Origin of the sequence: Agromyces salentinus (assembly GCF_009749395.1) — a bacterium.
GTDB classification, from domain to species: domain Bacteria; phylum Actinomycetota; class Actinomycetes; order Actinomycetales; family Microbacteriaceae; genus Agromyces; species Agromyces salentinus.
In genome coordinates this window covers 1-17,257 of record NZ_WBIR01000025.1, presented here as the reverse complement: position 1 = coordinate 17,257, position 17,257 = coordinate 1, and the positions used below count along the sequence as shown (strand labels likewise).

17 protein-coding genes are annotated in these 17,257 nt (G+C 72.3%); 7 read left to right on the top strand and 10 right to left on the bottom strand.

The annotated features are described in order from the left end of the window. Nucleotides 1-224: 224 nt before the first annotated feature. A complete protein-coding gene (locus GQQ95_RS17905; RefSeq protein ID WP_157428995.1) occupies nt 225-1,544 on the top strand; it encodes an FAD-binding oxidoreductase in 1,320 nt (439 codons plus the stop codon). Between the two features lie 10 nt (nt 1,545-1,554). Here the strand turns inward: GQQ95_RS17905 and GQQ95_RS17900 are convergent, their stop codons facing one another. Continuing rightward, nucleotides 1,555-2,181 (bottom strand): dihydrofolate reductase family protein, encoded by a 627-nt coding sequence (locus tag GQQ95_RS17900; protein WP_157428971.1) that lies wholly within the window; start codon nt 2,179-2,181, stop codon nt 1,555-1,557. A 92-nt stretch (nt 2,182-2,273) separates the two neighbouring features. After that, nucleotides 2,274-2,924, bottom strand: coding sequence for a hypothetical protein (locus tag GQQ95_RS17895; protein ID WP_157428970.1), 651 nt, complete (start codon nt 2,922-2,924; stop codon nt 2,274-2,276). Nucleotides 2,925-3,250: 326 nt separating this feature from the next. On the opposite strand from GQQ95_RS17895, the gene GQQ95_RS17890 reads away from it, so the two are divergent. Next, entirely contained in the window at nt 3,251-3,877 is a 627-nt protein-coding gene (locus tag GQQ95_RS17890) for a GIY-YIG nuclease family protein (RefSeq protein WP_170297119.1), read from the top strand. A gap of 16 nt (nt 3,878-3,893) precedes the next feature. Here the strand turns inward: GQQ95_RS17890 and GQQ95_RS17885 are convergent, their stop codons facing one another. Beyond that, on the bottom strand, nt 3,894-4,823 hold the full coding sequence (locus tag GQQ95_RS17885; RefSeq protein WP_246205780.1) for an EamA family transporter: 930 nt from the start codon (nt 4,821-4,823) through the stop codon (nt 3,894-3,896). Nucleotides 4,824-4,896: 73 nt separating this feature from the next. Here GQQ95_RS17885 and GQQ95_RS17880 point away from each other — a divergent pair, with 73 nt between their 5' ends. After that, complete coding sequence (locus GQQ95_RS17880) at nt 4,897-5,292, top strand: hypothetical protein (RefSeq protein WP_157428969.1); 396 nt, start codon at nt 4,897-4,899, stop codon at nt 5,290-5,292. A gap of 12 nt (nt 5,293-5,304) precedes the next feature. On the opposite strand, the gene GQQ95_RS17875 is transcribed toward GQQ95_RS17880, so the two are convergent. Together GQQ95_RS17875 and GQQ95_RS17870 are read right to left on the bottom strand one after the other, a co-directional pair. Continuing rightward, nucleotides 5,305-6,171: an AraC family transcriptional regulator gene (locus GQQ95_RS17875; protein WP_157428968.1), complete on the bottom strand. Its 867-nt coding sequence runs from the start codon at nt 6,169-6,171 to the stop codon at nt 5,305-5,307. Between the two features lie 106 nt (nt 6,172-6,277). Further along, the gene (locus GQQ95_RS17870; RefSeq protein WP_157428967.1) at nt 6,278-7,873 is read right to left on the bottom strand and encodes an FAD-dependent monooxygenase; all 1,596 of its coding nucleotides are present in this window, start codon (nt 7,871-7,873) and stop codon (nt 6,278-6,280) included. A gap of 196 nt (nt 7,874-8,069) precedes the next feature. On the opposite strand from GQQ95_RS17870, the gene GQQ95_RS17865 reads away from it, so the two are divergent. After that, the gene (locus tag GQQ95_RS17865; RefSeq protein WP_157428966.1) at nt 8,070-9,269 is read left to right on the top strand and encodes an AI-2E family transporter; all 1,200 of its coding nucleotides are present in this window, start codon (nt 8,070-8,072) and stop codon (nt 9,267-9,269) included. A 31-nt stretch (nt 9,270-9,300) separates the two neighbouring features. Here GQQ95_RS17865 and GQQ95_RS17860 read toward each other — a convergent pair whose 3' ends face one another. After that, complete coding sequence (locus tag GQQ95_RS17860; protein WP_246205778.1) at nt 9,301-10,053, bottom strand: GAP family protein; 753 nt, start codon at nt 10,051-10,053, stop codon at nt 9,301-9,303. Between the two features lie 122 nt (nt 10,054-10,175). On the opposite strand from GQQ95_RS17860, the gene GQQ95_RS17855 reads away from it, so the two are divergent. Further along, on the top strand, nt 10,176-11,141 hold the full coding sequence (locus tag GQQ95_RS17855; RefSeq protein ID WP_157428964.1) for a cation diffusion facilitator family transporter: 966 nt from the start codon (nt 10,176-10,178) through the stop codon (nt 11,139-11,141). Between the two features lie 544 nt (nt 11,142-11,685). Here GQQ95_RS17855 and GQQ95_RS17850 read toward each other — a convergent pair. From GQQ95_RS17850 to GQQ95_RS17840, 3 genes are all read right to left on the bottom strand, one after another. Then, nucleotides 11,686-12,504 (bottom strand): DNA/RNA non-specific endonuclease, encoded by an 819-nt coding sequence (locus tag GQQ95_RS17850; protein WP_157428963.1) that lies wholly within the window; start codon nt 12,502-12,504, stop codon nt 11,686-11,688. Nucleotides 12,505-12,605: 101 nt separating this feature from the next. Further along, the gene (locus GQQ95_RS17845) at nt 12,606-13,712 is read right to left on the bottom strand and encodes a phospholipase D-like domain-containing protein (protein WP_157428962.1); all 1,107 of its coding nucleotides are present in this window, start codon (nt 13,710-13,712) and stop codon (nt 12,606-12,608) included. Between the two features lie 144 nt (nt 13,713-13,856). Further along, nucleotides 13,857-14,462 (bottom strand): DnaJ family domain-containing protein, encoded by a 606-nt coding sequence (locus GQQ95_RS17840; protein WP_157428961.1) that lies wholly within the window; start codon nt 14,460-14,462, stop codon nt 13,857-13,859. A gap of 225 nt (nt 14,463-14,687) precedes the next feature. On the opposite strand from GQQ95_RS17840, the gene GQQ95_RS17835 reads away from it, so the two are divergent. Together GQQ95_RS17835 and GQQ95_RS19720 are read left to right on the top strand one after the other, a co-directional pair. Next, entirely contained in the window at nt 14,688-16,103 is a 1,416-nt protein-coding gene (locus tag GQQ95_RS17835) for a pyridoxal phosphate-dependent decarboxylase family protein (RefSeq protein ID WP_157428960.1), read from the top strand. A gap of 273 nt (nt 16,104-16,376) precedes the next feature. Beyond that, entirely contained in the window at nt 16,377-16,844 is a 468-nt protein-coding gene (locus tag GQQ95_RS19720) for a DUF805 domain-containing protein (RefSeq protein WP_157428959.1), read from the top strand. Nucleotides 16,845-17,186: 342 nt separating this feature from the next. Here the strand turns inward: GQQ95_RS19720 and GQQ95_RS19840 are convergent, their stop codons facing one another. Next, nucleotides 17,187-17,252 carry a BBE domain-containing protein gene (locus GQQ95_RS19840; protein WP_425482589.1) on the bottom strand — a complete coding sequence of 22 codons (66 nt, stop codon included), beginning with the start codon at nt 17,250-17,252 and terminating at the stop codon, nt 17,187-17,189. Between the last annotated feature and the right edge of the window lie 5 nt (nt 17,253-17,257).

Below are 17,257 nucleotides of genomic sequence, written 5' to 3'. Positions count from 1 at the left end.
GTCGCGGCGGCGGTCGGGAGCATCGACCGCCGCTCAGGCGATCGGCGCGTGCTCAGGACGTCTCGTCCGCGTTCGTCCTGAGCCGCGTGCGATCTCCTGAAACGGGGCCGGATGTCCCACCATCCGCTGGTTGGAGGTGCCGTTCCCCGGTGCATGCGAATGCACGGATTCAGCGCTGAGCGAGCACGCTGCCGGATGTCGCGGGGCGCTGCCAGACTGCGGGAATGTCACGTCTCTCGGACCTCAGCGAGCGAATCCCGGGCCGGGTCCATGGTCCCGGCTCACCTGAATACGACTCCGGCCGCACCGTCTTCGCGGGCGTCGGCGAGCCCGAGGCGGTCGTCCGGCCGCGCACGGTCGACGAGGTCGCGGCGGCCGTCGCCCTCGCCGCGGCATCCGGCATCCCGATCGCGGTGCGCAGCGGCGGGCACGGGCTGCTCCCCGTCGACGACGGACTCGTCATCGACCTCGTGGAGTTCGGCTCCGTCGAGGTCGGTGCCGACGGTCGCGTCTCGGTCGGCGGCGGGGCCCGCTGGGGGGTCGTGGCGGCGGCGCTCGCCCCGCACGGCCTCGGCCTCAGCTCGGGCGACACCCGCGACGTCGGCGTCGGCGGCCTCGCCCTCGGCGGCGGCATCGGATGGCTCGTCCGCCAGCAGGGCCTCGCGATCGATCGGCTCCGCGAGGTCGAGCTCGTCACCGCGTCGGGCGAGGTGCTGACGGTCGACGCCGAGCGGCACCCCGAGGTCTTCTGGGCGCTCCGCGGCGGCAACGGCAACTTCGGCGTCGTGACGCGGTTCGTGTTCGAGGCCGCTCCGGCCGGCGGGCTCGTCGGCGGCAGCGTGCAGTTCGATGCCTCGGATGTCCCGTCCGTGCTCCGCGCCTGGCGCGACGTCATGCGCAGCGGACCCGACGAGCTGAACTCGACGCTGATGCTCATGCCGGCGTTCGCCCCCGGCATGCCGGCCGGTCCGCACCTCGGCGTCGCGCTGCAGGGTGACCTCGAGCACCTCCACGAGCTGCTCCAGCCGCTGCTCTCACTGCCGTCGGTCACCGAGACCTCGCTCGCCCCCGTCGCATACGGCGACCTGCTCGAGGACGCCCCTCCCGGGCGGCCCCCGCTCGCATTCGTCGGCGGCAACGGCTTCGTGCCCGACCTGTCCGACGAGGCGCTCGACGCGATCGGCGGGGCCTACGCGCGCGACATCCCGACCATGGTCATGCTCCGCGCGCTCGGAGGCGAGTTCGGCCGAGTCTCGCCCGACGCGACCGCGATCGCCTTCCGAGACGCCGAGGCGTTCCTCATCGTGAACGGCCTGTTGCCGGCGGATGCCGCGCCCGAACAGTTCGCAGCCGCGAGGACCGGCAGCGACGCCGCCCTCGCCTTAACCGACGGGGTCTACGGCAACTTCTCGGTCGATCGCGGCGAGCAGGTCATCGCGGCGATGTACCCGCCGGCGACCCTCGAACGCCTCCGACGCGTCAAGGCGCAGCTCGACCCCGGCAACGTGTTCCGGCAGAACCACAACATCACGCCGGCCGGATGACGCGCCGCCCTCAGCGCACGACGTCGTAGACGATGTGCGTGGCGACGGCGTTCTCGAACACCTGCACGGGCCTCAACCGGATGCCGGCGTCGCCGCCGATCGCGACGCCGTCGAACAGCCGCTCGCCCGCGCCCAGCGTGATCGGCGCGATGCTGAGGATCAGGCGGTCGAGCAGCCCCGCCGAGAGGAACTGCCGGATCGTGCTCGCGCCGCCCGCGACGGAGATCCGACCGCCGCCCGCCGCGGCGCGTGCCCGCTCGAGCGCCTCCTCGATGCCGCCCGTGACGAAGTGGAACGTCGTGCCGCCGAGCATCTCCACCGGTTCGCGCTCGTGATGCGTGAGCACGAACACCGGCACGTGATAGGGCGGGTCGTCGCCCCACCAGCCCTTCCACGCATCGTCCGGCCATTCGCCGCGGACCGGCCCGAACATGTTGCGTCCCTGGATCACGGCCGCGCCGCCGAGGATCTCCCCCGTGACCTCGGCGCTCGCGGGCTCGGCATCGCTGAACAGCCACTCGTGCAGCTCCTCGCCCCGTTCGCCGAGCGGATGGTCCAGGGACTGGTCCGGGCCCGCGACGAACCCGTCGAGCGAGATGGTGATGGTCGCGACCACGAGGCCGTCCTCGATGCTCATACGGGCGAGGCTACCCACGCCCGGCCGGGCGGTGAAGACCAGTCCTCGCCGGGACCGGGCGACCAGTCGGGCGGGCCTGGCGGGCTCGACCGCTACCAGCCGCCGAAGGCGTCGTCGAGGGCGTCGCGCTCCTCGCGCCGCTGGCGCACGCCGTCGAGGTCGCGCAGCAGGTCGGACGCGACATCCGCCATGCGATCCTCGCGCTCGGCGAGGTAGGTCTCGTCGACCTCGATGTCGGGCCACTCGCGCGCCAGCCGCTGCTCGATCGCGTCGGAGAGCTCGGCCCAGGCGTCCTGCCTGGCCCGTTCGGCGAACCTGGCGAGGTACTCGGAGTCGTTGCGGAGCTCCCCCAGACGCGCCGCGACGGCCTCGTTGATGCGTTCGCGCAGCCGCAGGTTCCACGAGTCGGCGCGGTGGTAGTCGTGCTGGTGCGCCGAGCGCCCCTCGCGCTTGGCGGCCGTCTCGCGCTCGGTCTCGGCCCACTCGGCGACCTGGTCGAGCTCGTGGATCAGCTCGCGCAGGACCTCACGCGCCTCGGCCGAGGCCCGGTCCCGATCGAACGGCTCGTCGCCGCGCAGCGCCCGCACGATGATGCGGTTCTTCAGCGCCATGCGGCCGGCAGCCTCCGCCACGAGCAGGCCCTCGTTGTAGGTCTCGTCGAAGGTCAGCGGCTCGGCTTCGGGCAGCGCGGCGCGGTCGAACGGGGTGAACCGTCGACGCTTGCGCTTGCTCCACCACGGCATGCCGCCCGCCTCGCTTCCGAACGCCTGCGAACCTCGCCCCGGTGGCGGCGATGCCTCCAGGACGGTCGAAGACCGAGCCTATCGCGGGCGCGGGCGGTTCACCCGATGGCGGCGAGCACGGCATCCCGGTAGACGAGGTACCCGTCGGGCGTCGGGTGGAGGAAGGTCTCGGGGTTCGCGGGATCGGACCCGAGGTAGGCCGGCGGCACTCCGCCGACGCGGTGCGCCCCGAACTCGACGGGCGCCCATTCGACGTCGGCGCCGGTCGCGGCCGCGCCGAGGGCGGTGGCGGCGCGCGTGTGGGCGGTCGGACGTACCCTGCAGGCATGAACCGAGCGGATGCCGCAGCGCCCACGTGCCGGCTCGCCGACGCCTCCGGCGTTCCGTGCGGGCGGCCCCTCGTCGGGGCATCCGCTCCGGGTTCGGCAGCCGCCCTCGTCGCGGCATCCGCGGCCGTCGACCTCGGCCTCTGCTCGCGGCACCTGCTCGAGGCCTACGAGCTCGTGGCCGGAGAGGTCGGGGTCACCGACCTCGCGCCGTCCCCGTGCCGGGCCTGCGGATGCCGCGTGGGCGTCCGGTACCCGTCGGGCTGGGTCTGCGCCGACTGCGAGTGGCGCGCGGGCGAGGCCCCCGACGCCGAACTGACGCCCGTGCGGGTCGAGGTCGTCTACTACGTGCGGTACCGCGAGCAGGTGAAGATCGGCACGTCGGCGAATCCCAGGCAGCGCCTCGCGGTGATCCCCCACGACGAGGTGCTCGCGTTCGAGCCGGGCGGGCGCCGGGTCGAGCAGCGCCGGCACGCGCAGTTCGCCGAGCACCGCTTCGCGGGCACGGAGTGGTTCGCGCGGCATCCGGCGCTCGACGAGCACGTCGCGGCGCTCGCGCTCGGCGTCGACGACCCGTGGGCCGAGTACGACCGCTGGGTGAGCCGGCGTGACGCCGCCCGCGGATGACCGGGCATGCGCGCGCTCAGGCCATGCCCTCGGCGGTCTGCTCGAGGTCGGACTTCGGCCGATCCCGCTGCGTCGCGATGGCCGTGCCCGCGGCGCCGCACACGATCGCGATGGCCACGAGCTCGACGACCGTGAACGTCTCCGACAGCACGAGCCACCCGAACAGCGCCGCGATGACCGGCCCGAAGCTCGTGATGATCGAGTAGAGGCGCGGGCTGATCCGCCGGAGGATGAACGTGTCGAGGCTGTACGGCAGCGCCGACGAGAGCAGGCCCACGCCGAGCAGCAGCGCGACCACGCCCCAGTCGATGACCGTCGGGTCGAAGGTCAGGATGGCGAACGGCACGAGGAGCGCGAGACTCACGATGCTGGCGACCGTGACGCCCTCGAGGCCCGGCAGCCCGATCGCGACGCGGCGCGTGAGGAGGATGTACATCGCCCACGTCGCCGCGGAGGTCAGCGCCAACGCGACGCCCCACGGGTCGATGGCCGCGGCATCCGACGTACCGGGGGCGATGAGCAGCACCACGCCCAGGCCGCCCGCGACCGCGCAGACGGCATCGAGCCAGCGCCGGGAGGTCACGAGCGCGATGGCGAGCGGGCCGAGGAACTCGATGGTCGCCGCCGTGCCGAGGCCGATGAGGTGCACCGCCTCGTAGAACGCGACGTTCATGACCGCGAGCACGACGCCGAGCGCGAGTGCCGGCCACAGGCGCGACCAGGTGAGCTCGGACCGCTTGGGTCGGTAGAACGGCAGCACGACCACGAGCATCACGAGCTGGCGGACGGCGACGACCACGAAGGATCCGACGACGGGGATCACGAGCCCGGCGAGCGAGGACCCGAAGTTGATGGAGACCTCGGTGCCGAGCTGGGTCGCGGCGCCCGTGAACCGGCGGCGGCGGAGCGCGGCATCCGGCATCGCGGCGGTGGTCTCGTGGGTCACCGTACGACGATACGGGCAATCGAACCGAGCGGATGCCGCGCTCCGTGTCGGTCGTGCGGCATAGGCTCAGCGCGTGGCCGACCTCGACGACGTGCGACGCATCGCCGCGGCGCTCCCCGGCAGCGAGGAGCGCGCGACGACGGGCGGCGCTGCGTGGTTCGTTCGGGGCAAGTTGTATGCGTGGGAGTGCCACCCGTGGCCGAGCATCCCCGACGACATGCGCGAGATCATCGCGAACGAGCTCGTCGTCGGGGCGAAGGTGGCCGACCGCGTCGACGGGCTCGCCCTCGTCGAGATGGCGCCCCGGGTGTTCCTGCGCACGACGACGAGGTGGAGCGAGCCGAAGGTCGCCTTCCGCATGGCCGCCATCGACGACGACCACCTCGTCGAACTCGTGACCGAGGCGTGGCGCGTGCAGGCGCCGCGGTACCTCCGCCGCGAGTTCGACGAGCGCGAGGCGCCCCGCTGACCGGCGCCGCGACTATGCCCGCTCGACCGGAAGCCAGAGTTCGCAGGTCGCCGTGCTGAAGTCCTCCGCCCGGTCGAGGATCGCCACGATCGAGGGGCCCGCACGAAGCCGCCACGGGTTCGACGGGAACCATTCGGTCGCGGTCGCGGCCCACGTGGACTGCAGCGCCGCCGGGTAGGGGCCCGCGATGCGGAACACCGCCCAGCTCCCCGGCTCGACCTCGATCGCGTCGAGGTCCTCGGGCACGGGCGTCGTGTCGGTGACGGCGACGCCGTGCAGGTAGGTCAGCTCGCTGCCCTCGGCGAAGTCGGGATCGACGTCGGCGCTGACCTGAAGGAGCCCGGCCGGCTCGGTGTCGCCGAGCGACTTGAGCCGCGCGTGCTCGGTCGCGGGAAGCGCGGCGATGTGCGCCTGGATGTGCGGATTGGCGCCCTGGTGGATGAGCGGCACTCGGGCCGCGTGGCCGATGAGGCGGAAGGCGGGTCGGTCGGCAATGCGGGTGTCCATGGGGGTGTTCCCTTCTACGGTCAGGCGGAACCTGAGCTGCGGTTGCGTGCGAAGGGGGCCGCCGTTCCGGCGGACGTCGCCCGGACCGGCGCCGTGCACCGACCTGAACGCTCGACCGAAGGCCTCGGTCGAGCCGTATCCGTACCGCACCGCGATGCCCAGCAGGTCGCCGTCTCCAACGACCTCGGCCGCGGCCACCGACATGCGGCGGCGCCGCACGTACTCCGACAACGGCATGCCGGCGAGCGACGAGAACATCCGGCGCAGGTGGTACTCCGTGGTGCCGAGCCGGCTCGCCAGGCCGGCGACGTCGAGCTCCTCGGTGAGGTGCTCCTCGATGACGTCGACGAGGCGATTGAGTTCTGCGATCACGGTTCTCCCCTTCCGACGTCAAGCCTGCCGATCGGCACTCGCCCGCACCCGACTTTCGCGGTCCGATGCGATCACCCGCGCGGCACGCGAGCGAACGGGCGTCGGGTCAGCTGCCCGCGAGCCTCGCCCGCGCCTCGGCGAGCGCCGCGCCCGTCCCCGGCGAGTGCACCTCGGCGACCACGAACCCGTCGCGGCGCACGAGGTAGACGCGGTCGCGGCGGAGGCGCCCGTGCGGGTCCGCGTCGAACACGTGCGCCTCGACGTCGAGTTCGCCGGCGATGCGGCGAACGGCGCGCTCGGGCACGCCGTAGCCGTGCAACTGCCACCCCATCGAGCGCAGGGCGTCGAAGTTGCCGCCCGTCCAGGGCAGGCGCCGGCCGAGCACGCCGTCGTCGTCACGCCCATGCCCACGTCCCCGACTCCGCCGTCGCGGGGCATCCCGGTGCGGCGGACCCTCGACCGGCGGCATCCGATACCGGATGCGGGTCTGCGACACGAACCCGAACGCCTTCGGCGCCCCGATCATGCGCGAGAGCAGCCCGGCCGCGATCGGGCCCATCACCGGGATCACGCGCGAGCGCACGAACCGTGCGCGAGGCGTGTCGCTCGTCACGAGCGCGAAGAGTCGATCGGTCGTCGCGACGAGCGTCTCCCCGACCGGTCGGCGCTCGGCCTCGTACCGCCCGAGCCGCGATTCGGGCATGCCGCCGACGAGCACGTCGGCGAACGCGCAGGCGAGGTTGTGCGCGTCCTGGAGGCCGGTGTTCATGCCCTGCCCGCCGACGGGCGAGTGGATGTGGGCGGCATCGCCGACGAGGAAGCACGGCCCCGAACGGAACGAGGCCGCGAGTCGGTGATGCAAGCGGTAGGTCGTGAACCACGACGAGGACTCGTACTCGACGCCGAACTCCCGGCGGAACACCGTGCGCGAGTCGTCTTCGGAGGCCTCGCCGTCGGGTCCGAGGTCGTCGTCGCGCACGACGCCGATGAGCCGGGTGCGGTCGCCGCCCATGCCGAACCCGAGCATGATGTGCCGCTCGGTGACGCGCACGTTGATCGACTCGGGCGCGAGGCCGCGCGTGTGCAGCGCATCGGCGAGGGTGAAGGTGAACGCGTTGGTCTCGCCCTCGAACGGGATGCCCAGTGCGCGCCGCACGGCCGAGTGCGCGCCGTCGGCGCCGACGCAGTAGCGAGCCCGAACGGTGACCTCGCCGGCCTGCGACATCAGCACGGCGGTGACGGATGCCGCGGGCTCGCCCTCCCCCACCTCGAGGCGTGCAAGCCGATGCCCCCAGAGGACCTCCCGGCCGAGCTCGCCGAGCGCGTCGGCGAGCAGCCGCTCGTTGGCGCTCTGCTCGAACACCGTGATCTCGTTGAAGGGCGTCACGTCGCGGCCGGCCGCCCGCAGATCGACCCGGCCGAACTCGCGGTGGCCGGCGCCCGGGATCAGGGTGGTCGCGGGGGCCCGGTGCGCGAGCACACGCTCGACGAGGCCCAGCTGGTCGTAGAGCTCCATCGACCGGGCCTGCACGACGAGCGCGCGGGACTCGGCGGTCGGACCGTCCTTGCCGTCGACGACGATCGCGTCCACGCCGAGCCGCGCCAGGCACACCGCCAGCATGAGCCCGCTCGGGCCGGCGCCGACCACGAGCACGTCGGTGCGGAGCTCGGGAAGCGCATCGGAGCGGGCAGTCGTCGCCATGCGTCAACCCTTCCACCGCGCGACATCCGGCGCCAGCCTCCGTCGGGCCGTCCGCCAACTCGGCGACGGCGCGGCGGGCCGCGGACCGCGCACGCGCCGACGGCGATGATCACCCGGATCGCCTGATGACCCGGGCGGCATCCGCTCGCTAGGGTGGCACCAGCGTCGGCCTCCGGCCGGGCGGATCGGAGCCGTCATGTGGTGGACCAGGAAGCACTCGAAGCCGACCGAGCCCGCTGACGCGGGCGACGACGGCGACGACGGCTCCGTGCCGACCGAGACGGTGAGCGAGCATCGCAACGCCTTCATCCTCCTCGGACTCGGCGGTGCGGCCATCGCGACCTTCGGGCTCGCCGCGATCGCCGGCATCTTCGGACCCGTGTTCTTCGCGCTCGTACTCACCATCTGCGTGCATCCGCTGCGAGTGCTGCTCGAGCGGCGCGGCGTCCCGCGCGGCATCGCGACCGGGTCCGTGATCCTGGCGGTGACGATCCTGCTCGTCGGCTTCGGCTACCTGGTGCTCGTGGCGTTCTCGCAGTTCGCCGAACTGCTGCCGACCTTCAGCGCCGAGATCAGCGCGTTCGGGCAGGAGGTCGCGAAGTGGCTGGCCACGATCGGCATCAACGCCGACGAGCTCCACAACTTCTTCGCGAACTTCGACCCCTCCTCCCTCATCGGCGTGCTGGGCGGGGTCGTCGGCGGGCTGACGGGAACGATTACGTTCCTCGTGATCATCTTCACGATGCTGCTGCTCATGGCCATGGACGCCGGGTTCATCCCGACCCTGTTCCGCCAGCTCTACCCGACGCGCCCGCTCGTGGTCACCTCGCTCATCGGCTACGGCTCCAACGTGCGTCGCTACATGGTCGTGACGACGGTGCTCGGCGTCGCCCAGGGCGTCGTGAACTGGATCGCACTGCTGATCCTCCAGGTGCCGGGCGCCTTCATCTGGGGCCTGCTCGCGTTCGTCTGCTCGTTCATCCCGAACATCGGCTACTTCATCGCCATCATCCCGCCGATCGTGTTCGGCGGGCTCGTCGGCGGGTGGCCGACGGTGATCGCGGTCATCGTCGTCTACGGCGTGATCAATGCGGTGATCCAGTCGGTGATCCAGCCGCGCGTGGTCGGCCGGGCGGTCTCGCTGAGCCAGACGATCACGTTCTTCTCGGTCCTGTTCTGGGCCGTGGTGATCGGCCCGATCGGCGCGATCCTCGCCATCCCGCTCAGCCTGCTCGTACGCCTGATGCTCGTCGACACGAACCCCCGCATGGCCTGGATCCGGCCCATGCTCGGCGAGCTCGACGAGGCGAAGGAGGTCATGGCCGAGGTCGACGCCGAGTACAAGGCCGCCCGCAAGACGAGGAAGGCCGAGAAGGTCAGGTCGAACTCGGCCTAGGCGGCCGGTCGACTCGATCGAGTGGTCTGGCTCAGAGCAGCGCGTCGAACAGCCCGAGCTCGACCGCGGCCGCGCGGGCGAGGAGGAACCCGAGGATGCCCACGATCCACGCCGTGGTCTCGGCGGCGTTGCGCTCCAGCCAGCCGCTGATTCGGGCGAGGCCCGACTCGATCGCACGGCTCGCCACCGATCGGATGACCAGCAGCACGAGCGCCGGCAGCACCATCACGACGCAGTAGCCGGCGAGCACCAGCACGCGCGCCGTCACGTCGAGGTCGGATGTCGAGAGCAGGCCGATGCCGATGAGGTAGGGCAGCATCGACGCGACCTCGACCCCGGCGGCGGCGACCGCGAGGCCCATCAGCGGAAGGACGCTCGAACGCTCCTCGGCGGCATCCGTCACCGCTCGTTCGCGCCACCTCGCGAACCGCCCGGGTCCCTCGCGCTTGCGCTTGCCACCCAGGAAGAAGGATGCGACGAGCAGCGCAGCACCGACGACGAGCTGCGCCCAGAGGAAGGGCGGGGTCGACGCGAGCTCCATGAGCTGGGGCAGCGCGACGGCCGCGACGGCGAGGAGCACGAGCCCGACGACGAGGTAGAACCCAGCCACGGTGGCGAGGTAGAGCACGATGCGGCTCCGCCGCAGCCGGCCGGGCACGAGCATGAGCCAGATCGGGATCAGGAGGGTGCCGAAGCTCGTCGAGTCGATGAGCGCGAGCACGGCGAGCGCACCGAGGAGCGCCGGGCCGGTGAGCGCGGCGCCGCTGATCAGGTCGAGGTCCACCGTTCGAGGATGCCGCATCGGCACGGCCGGCGGATCCCCCGTGCGGTGAAGTTCGCGGCCCGCCCGACGAACCTCGGCGCCCGACCTTCCGCCCGCGGAGGCCCGGTGCCAGACTCGGACGGATGGAGGACAGGACATCGGCCGCGGATCCACCGGGCGACTCGCTCGTCACCGTGATCGTCGCGCTCGTCGTGAACGCGCTCATCGCGGCGGCGAAATCGGTCGCGGCGGCCCTGACGGGTTCGGCATCCATGGTCGCCGAGGCGGCGCACTCCTGGGCCGACACCGGCAACGAGGTGCTGCTCGTCATCGCGGAACGCCGGTCGGCGAGGCCGGCCGACGCGCGGCATCCGCTGGGCTACGGCAAGGACGCGTACGTCTGGTCGATGTTCGCCGCGTTCGGCCTGTTCATGGTCGGTGCGGCGGTGTCGATCCAGCACGGCATCACCGAGCTCATCGATCCCGAGCCCGCGGCCGACTACGGCATCGCCTACGCGGTGCTGGGCCTCGCATTCGTGCTCGAGGGCATCTCGTTCATCCGCGCCTATCGGCAGGCGCGGTCCGACGCGCGGAGGCGACGCGTCGGCACCCTGCACCACGTCTCGCAGAGCTCGGACCCGACGCTGCGCGCGGTGTTCGCCGAGGATGCGGCGGCCCTCATCGGCCTCGTGATCGCGTTCGCCGGCATCCTGCTGCACCAGGTCACGGGCTCCCCCGTCTTCGACGCCGTCGGCTCGATCCTGGTCGGCGTGCTGCTCGGCGTGGTGGCGGTGCTGCTCATCGGCCGCAACCGCGCGTTCCTCATCGGCGAGGCGGTGCCGTCCAACGTGCGCTCCGACCTGATCGGCGAGCTGCTCGCCCTGCCGTCGGTCGACCGCGTGTCCTTCCTGCACATGGAGTTCATCGGCCCGGGCCGGGTGCTGCTCATCGCGGCCGTCGACCTCGCCGGCGATCGCAGCGAAGCGGATGCTGCGCGCGAGCTCCGCAGCCTCGAGGCCGTGCTCGAGGCCGACGCCCGCGTCGAGCTCGCTTCGCTCACCCTCGCGGCGCCGGGCGGGCCGTCACTCCTGCCGCAGGCGCCCGGCTGAGGGTCCCGGCTGAGGCGCCCGGCCGCACCGTCTCGGACCCTCGACCCTCGACCCACGACCCTCGACCCACGACCCTCGACCCACGACCCACGACCCTCGACCCACGACCCTCGACCCTCGACCCTCGACCCACGACCCTCGACCCACGAGCCTCGAGCCTCGATCCACGAGCCTCGATCCACGAGCCTCGACCGCTTCCGCCAAGTACCATCCGATAGTCCGCCGAGTACCGTCCGATATTCCGTCTGTCAGTTCCCCCTCATCGATGAGGGGGAACTGGCATACCGATGCACGACACCCCTCCCGATCAGCCAAGCGCCGTCATGCCCGGGGCTGCGCAGCGAAGCGACGGACCTGGCCCGGGACCTTCTCGTCGAGCGCGGCACCGCAACACGAAAGCTTCGGAGACGTCAGCGGCGCCATGGGACCGGGGCCGAGGACTCCGTCCCAACGCGCCGTCTCAAGGCGCGTCTCAAGGCGCCGTCTCAAGGCGCCGTCTCGATGCGCCGTCTCGATGCCCTGCGGACCGCGTGCCGGGTGCGCGTCAGAGCACGACGTCGGATGCCACGCCGAGCCGGCGCCAGCCGGCCGCCGCGAGCGTCTGCGGCAGGACATCGGCCTCGATGAGGTCGGGCATCGACAGTCCGGTGATCGCGGCGATGTCGGCGATCGGCACTTGGAACGTGCGGAACGGACCGAGCGGCGGCACCTCGCCGGGCGCGGGAGCGACGACCTCGCTCGTGTCGACGAGCGGCGACTGGTCGAGCACGAACCCGGCGGCGGCGAGCTCGCCCGTGCCATCGGCCGCCGCCTCGCGGTTCCACGCCGCGATCTTCCAGAAGCGCAATGGCACCCGGATGCCCCGGTACGGCGGGTCGTCGGCCCCGAGCACGGGCGCGGTGAACACGTTGAGCCGCAGCCGGTTGAGCCCGGCGTGCTCGAGCACGTGGTCCTCGAGACCGAGCCAGAGCTCTTCGGACTGGTTGAACCCGCCCGCCTGCGGGGCCGCGTTCGTGAAGTGGAAGGTGTCGCTGTTCGCGCGCGCGGCGACCTCGGGTGCGCCCCACACCGGATCGCGTCTTCGCACGAGATGCCCGCGGTCGAGGTCGTTGCCCGCGTAGACCGCGGGCCCGGTCTGCCAGTCCTCGGGGATGCGCTCGTCGAAGCGCCAGTCATCGCCGCGCGGCACGTCGACGAGGGTCGCCCCGTCGATGTTCGCTCCGGTGACGCGCGCGAGCCGTCGCACGGAGTCGAGCACGACGGTGAAGTGCACGTAGTCGAGGCTGACCGAGGTCGCGGCATCCGCCCCACTCACTCGCGGCAGCGCCGCACCGATGCCGAGGAAGCGTTCGTCGAAGCCCATGCGCCCACTCGACCACACGCCGCCGACATCGGCGCCGCGACACCCGCATGCTCGCGCACGGCCGCGCTCGCGCACGAGCCGACACCGTCCCGCGCACGGGCTCAGGCCGGGATCGGCTCCGCGAGGTCCGCGATGATGCGGTCGATCTCGGTGAGCGCGTAGGCCGCGAGGCTGCGCTGCGCGACATCCGCCGGCGTGCCCTCCGGCTCCTCGAGGTCGCCGATGACGACGATGTTCTCGTCGTTCAGGGTGTTGGCGGGCGCCGTGTAGTTGAAGCTCCCGACGATGAGGACCCGCTCGTCGAGCACCATGAGCTTGTGGTGCAGCTTGCGCACGCCCGTGCCGAGGCGCGTCGTGTAGAGCTCGACCGCCCCGCCCGCGAGGCCCTTCGTCGCGGCCCACTTCGCGGCGCCCTGACCGCGGTCGAGCACGCCTCGCAGCCGCGGCACGAGCGGACGCAGGCGGATCATGGTGTCGTCGATGCCCGAGGACTGGGCGAAGGTGAACATCGCGAAGTCGATCGACCTCGTCGCCTTGAGCATCTGCTTCATGATCTCCATCTCGGGGCCGTGCCTGGGCGCGAAGAGCGGCTTGACGCGCACGAGGGGCAGCCCGAACTCCCTCGGCTTGGACTCGACGCGCTCGTGCTGGTCGCCGAAGGTGCCCGAGCGCATCCGCTCGAACTCGGCGAGGTACTCGGTCGCGGCGCGCTGCCCCCGCAGCACGACGACGTGGTTGAGGTTCTGCCCCTTGCCCACCCCGGATGTCGCGTTGGTGCCCGTGTCCGTGCGCGTGAAGTTCGTCGAGCCGGTCAGCACTGCCGCCGTGGGTTCGCCCGAGTCCCGCACGATGAACTTCTGGTGGAAGATCTTCGGGTTCAGGTCGCTGACCACGTCGACGCGCGACTTCAGCAGGGCCGAGAGGAGGAACCGGTTCTCGTCATGGGCACCGGCCGTCGTCCACGGATCGGCGATCGCGGCATCCTCGGTCAGGTAGTCGCCCTCGAGGATCAGGCGCACCCGCACGCCGCGCCTCGTGGCATCCACGATCGCCTCCGCGATCGGGCGGGAGTCGATCTCCTGCACGGCGATGGCGAGCGAGCGCTTCGCGGCGCCGATGAACTCGCGGATGGCGAGGTCGAGGTCGTCGGGTCCGCCGACCGAGGTCGGCCCCAGGTGCAATTCGACTCCGCCGATGACGACCGACATGGCGCACGTCCCTTCCCGAGTGATGACCTCGGTGCACGGTCTACGCCCGTGAGGCGGATGCCGCGTCAGGGCCTGCACCGGGCGTGGCACCTCCGAACGGCCACGCCCCGGACGCGCTCGGCGTTCCGGTCCGCGAGCCGGCCCTCAGGCTCGGCGCCGCCACCACCGCGCTCGTGAGGCCCGCCGCTTTTCCTGCTCGCGCTCGAGGCGCGCGCGCTCCTCGGCCGCCTCGCGCTGTCGGGCCTCGCGTCGCTCCCGCCAGGCGCGGACCTCGCCGTCGGCATCCCGAGTGGGCGTCACGACCGGCGGCCCGCCGAGCAACTGGCGGCGCGCCTCGATGACGCGCCGGTTGAAGTCCTCGACCGCCTCGCGCACCTCGGACTCGCGGTGCATCCCGTCCAGGCGCTCCTCGAACCCGGCGTTCTCGACGCGCAGGGTGAGGGCGGGCGGGCCCAGTCCGGTCAGCTGCTCCCGCTCGATCTTGCGACGGATCCACCAGTCGGGATCGTGCTGCCCCGTCAGCCCCTCGAGCGGCCTGCCCGCACCGGGGAGGTCGTCGAACTCGCCCCGACGGATCGCCTGCTGGATCGCGTTCTCGACGAACGCCGCCCGCTCGGCCTGCGTCGACGGGCGAGCCGGTTCGGGTGCCGAGTCGGCGACCTCCGGCTCCTCGCCGCGGGCGATCGCCTCCTCGCGGGCGAGACGATCGAGCCGGTACTGCTGCGCGGCGCGCTGGGGATCCTCGCCCATCCTCGACCTCCCTCGCGGCGTCGGACATCCGTCTTCCACGATACGACGCGAATCGACCGCTTCGTCCACCGCGGCTGCGTGAGGCGCAAGGAACTGGACTCTTTGCGCCGTCGCGCGCGTGATACATGCGCCTGAATCCGTTCTCGCGCGCGATATTGCGCATACGGTCGCCTCTGTGCGACGCTGCTGTAGCTCGCGGCATCCGCGCGATCCGAAGGGAACTCCATGAACTCCGACCGTCGCACCGGCACGGCCACGGCAGCGTCCGACCCGACGCGCATGCACGCGAACACCGCGGAGGCCGAGGCCATCGTCGACCTCGTGCTCGACTACTCCCGCCGGCGCATGCTCTCCGAGGAGACGCCGCTCGACAAGCCGGTGTCCCCCGCCGAGCTCAACCGCCTCGCCGGCCGCACCATCGATGAGGAGGGCATCGGCGCGCGGCGCGCCCTCGCGATCTTCGAGCACGTGCTCGCGCCCGCCTGCATCACGACCGACCACCCCCAGTACCTCTCGTTCATCCCGATCGCGCCGACGAACGCGGCGAGCGCGTTCGACCTCGTCGTCTCGGCGTCGGCGATCTACGGCGGCTCCTGGCTCGAGGGCTCTGGCGCCGTGCACGCCGAGAACGAGGTGCTGCGCTGGCTCGCGAAGGAGTTCGGCCTGCCCGCCGGCGCGGGCGGCGTCTTCGTGCAGGGCGGAACCCTCGGCAACCTGTCGGCGCTCGTCGCCGCCCGCGAGAGCGCCCGCGCGCGGCTCGCGGCCGCCGACCCCGCGGCATCCGCCCCTCGCTGGAAGATCGTGTGCAGCCTCGAGGCGCACTCCTCGATCGCGTCGATGGCTCGCGTGATGGACGTCGAGATCGTGGCCGTGACCCCCGGCGACGACGGGCAGCTGCGCGGCGACGCCGTGCGGGCCGCACTCGACGAGCACGGGGCATCCGTCTTCGCGGTCGTCGCCACCGGCGGCTCGACGAACTTCGGCATCGTCGACGACGTCGCCTCCATCGCGGCCCTCAAGGACGAGTACGACTTCTGGTTGCACGTCGACGGCGCGTACGGACTCGCCGCGATGCTCTCGCCGCTCGCCCGCCCCCGGTTCGCGGGCGTCGAGCGCGCCGACTCGGTCATCGTCGACCCCCACAAGTGGCTCTTCGCGCCGTTCGACGCGTGCGCGCTCATCTACCGCGACCCCGAGGCCGGGCGCCGGGCGCACACCCAGCACGCCGAGTACCTGGACACCCTCACCGAGACGCCCGAGTGGAGCCCGTCCGACTACGCCGTGCACCTGACCCGCCGCCCGCGCGGGCTGCCGATGTGGTTCTCGCTGGCCACCTACGGCGGCGCGGCCTACCGGGAGGCGATCAGCTCGTCGCTGCAGCTCGCGCAGGACATCGCCGACGAGATCCGGCGTCGCGACGGCTTCACGCTCGTGCGCGAACCGCAGCTCTCGGTCGTCGTGTTCGAGCGCGACGGCTGGACCCGCGAGCAGTACGCCGCCTGGTCGGCGAAGCTGCTCGACGACCAGCACGCCTTCGTCACGCCGAGCTCGCACCGCGGGCGCCCGAACACGCGTTTCGCGATCGTGAACCCGCTGACCACGTTCGACCAGCTCGTCGGGATCCTCGACACGATGCAGTGACGGATGCCGCGGCAGCCGCCCCGGCCGACGGCACGTCCGAGCCGGGCGAGCGCCCCGGCCGCGGGCAGGTCCGAGCCGGGCGAGCGCCCCGGCCGCGGGCAGGTCCGAGCCGGGCGAGCGCCCCGGCCGAGGGCGGGCCGATGCCGCGACGCGACGCCCGCGGGCCGGCGGGGACCGCTCCCCCTTCCGCGGCGCCGCGCGGTGCGCCATGATGATGCGGCGGCCGGCGTCCCGGCTCGCGCATCGCCCGCATCGCATCCCTCAGGAGAACCCGTGACCTACGCCCCCGCCCAGCCCTCCACCTCCGCCGAGCCGCCGCTGTCCCAGCCGCTCTACGGCGCCACCCTCGGCCAGGCGATCAAGCGCTTCTTCACCAAGTACGCCACGTTCTCGGGCCGCGCGAGCCGCAGCGAGTACTGGTGGTGGACGCTCGCGAACGTCATCATCACGACGGTGCTCTACGGCGTGCTCATGGTGCTCGCGTTCTCGGGCGCGACGGTCGACTCGGTCTCCGGAACCTCGCAGCCCGGCCCGCTCTTCGGCCTCGGCATCGCGATCTACGTCGGCTGGTACCTCGCCGTCCTCGTTCCGAGCCTCGCGATCGTCTGGCGTCGCCTGCACGACACGAACCGGTCGGGCGGCTTCTTCTTCCTGTCGTTCATCCCGTTCGTCGGCAGCATCATCCTGATCGTCTTCCTGGTGCTCGACACCGACCCGGCCGGCGCGCGCTTCGACCGCTGACCCGCCGCCCGCGCCCTCGCCCGCCGCGCTCGCACTCGCACCCGCGCACCGAAAACAGGCAATTGCTCCGACAACAGGCCGGATCCGCCTGTATACGGGGAGAACGAGCAGATATCGCCTGTTCTCGCGCGGCCAGTGCGGGCCGCGTCGCGGCGGCCGGTCGCACCGGGCCACCGGCCGAGTCGCGGCATCCGCTCGACCGACCCTGAGCGGATGCCGCGCCGCGGCGCCGACCCCCGGTTCGCGGTGTGCCGGAAGACGGGGGGGGGGGGGCCCCCCCCCCCCGGGCGGGGGGGGCCCCCCCCCCCCCCCCCCCGGGGCGGGCCCCCCCCGCCGCGGCGCCTACGCGATGTTCGCGTTGTCCCTGAAGACGTTGTCGGGGTCGACCCGGCGCTTGATCTCGCGCAGGCGCT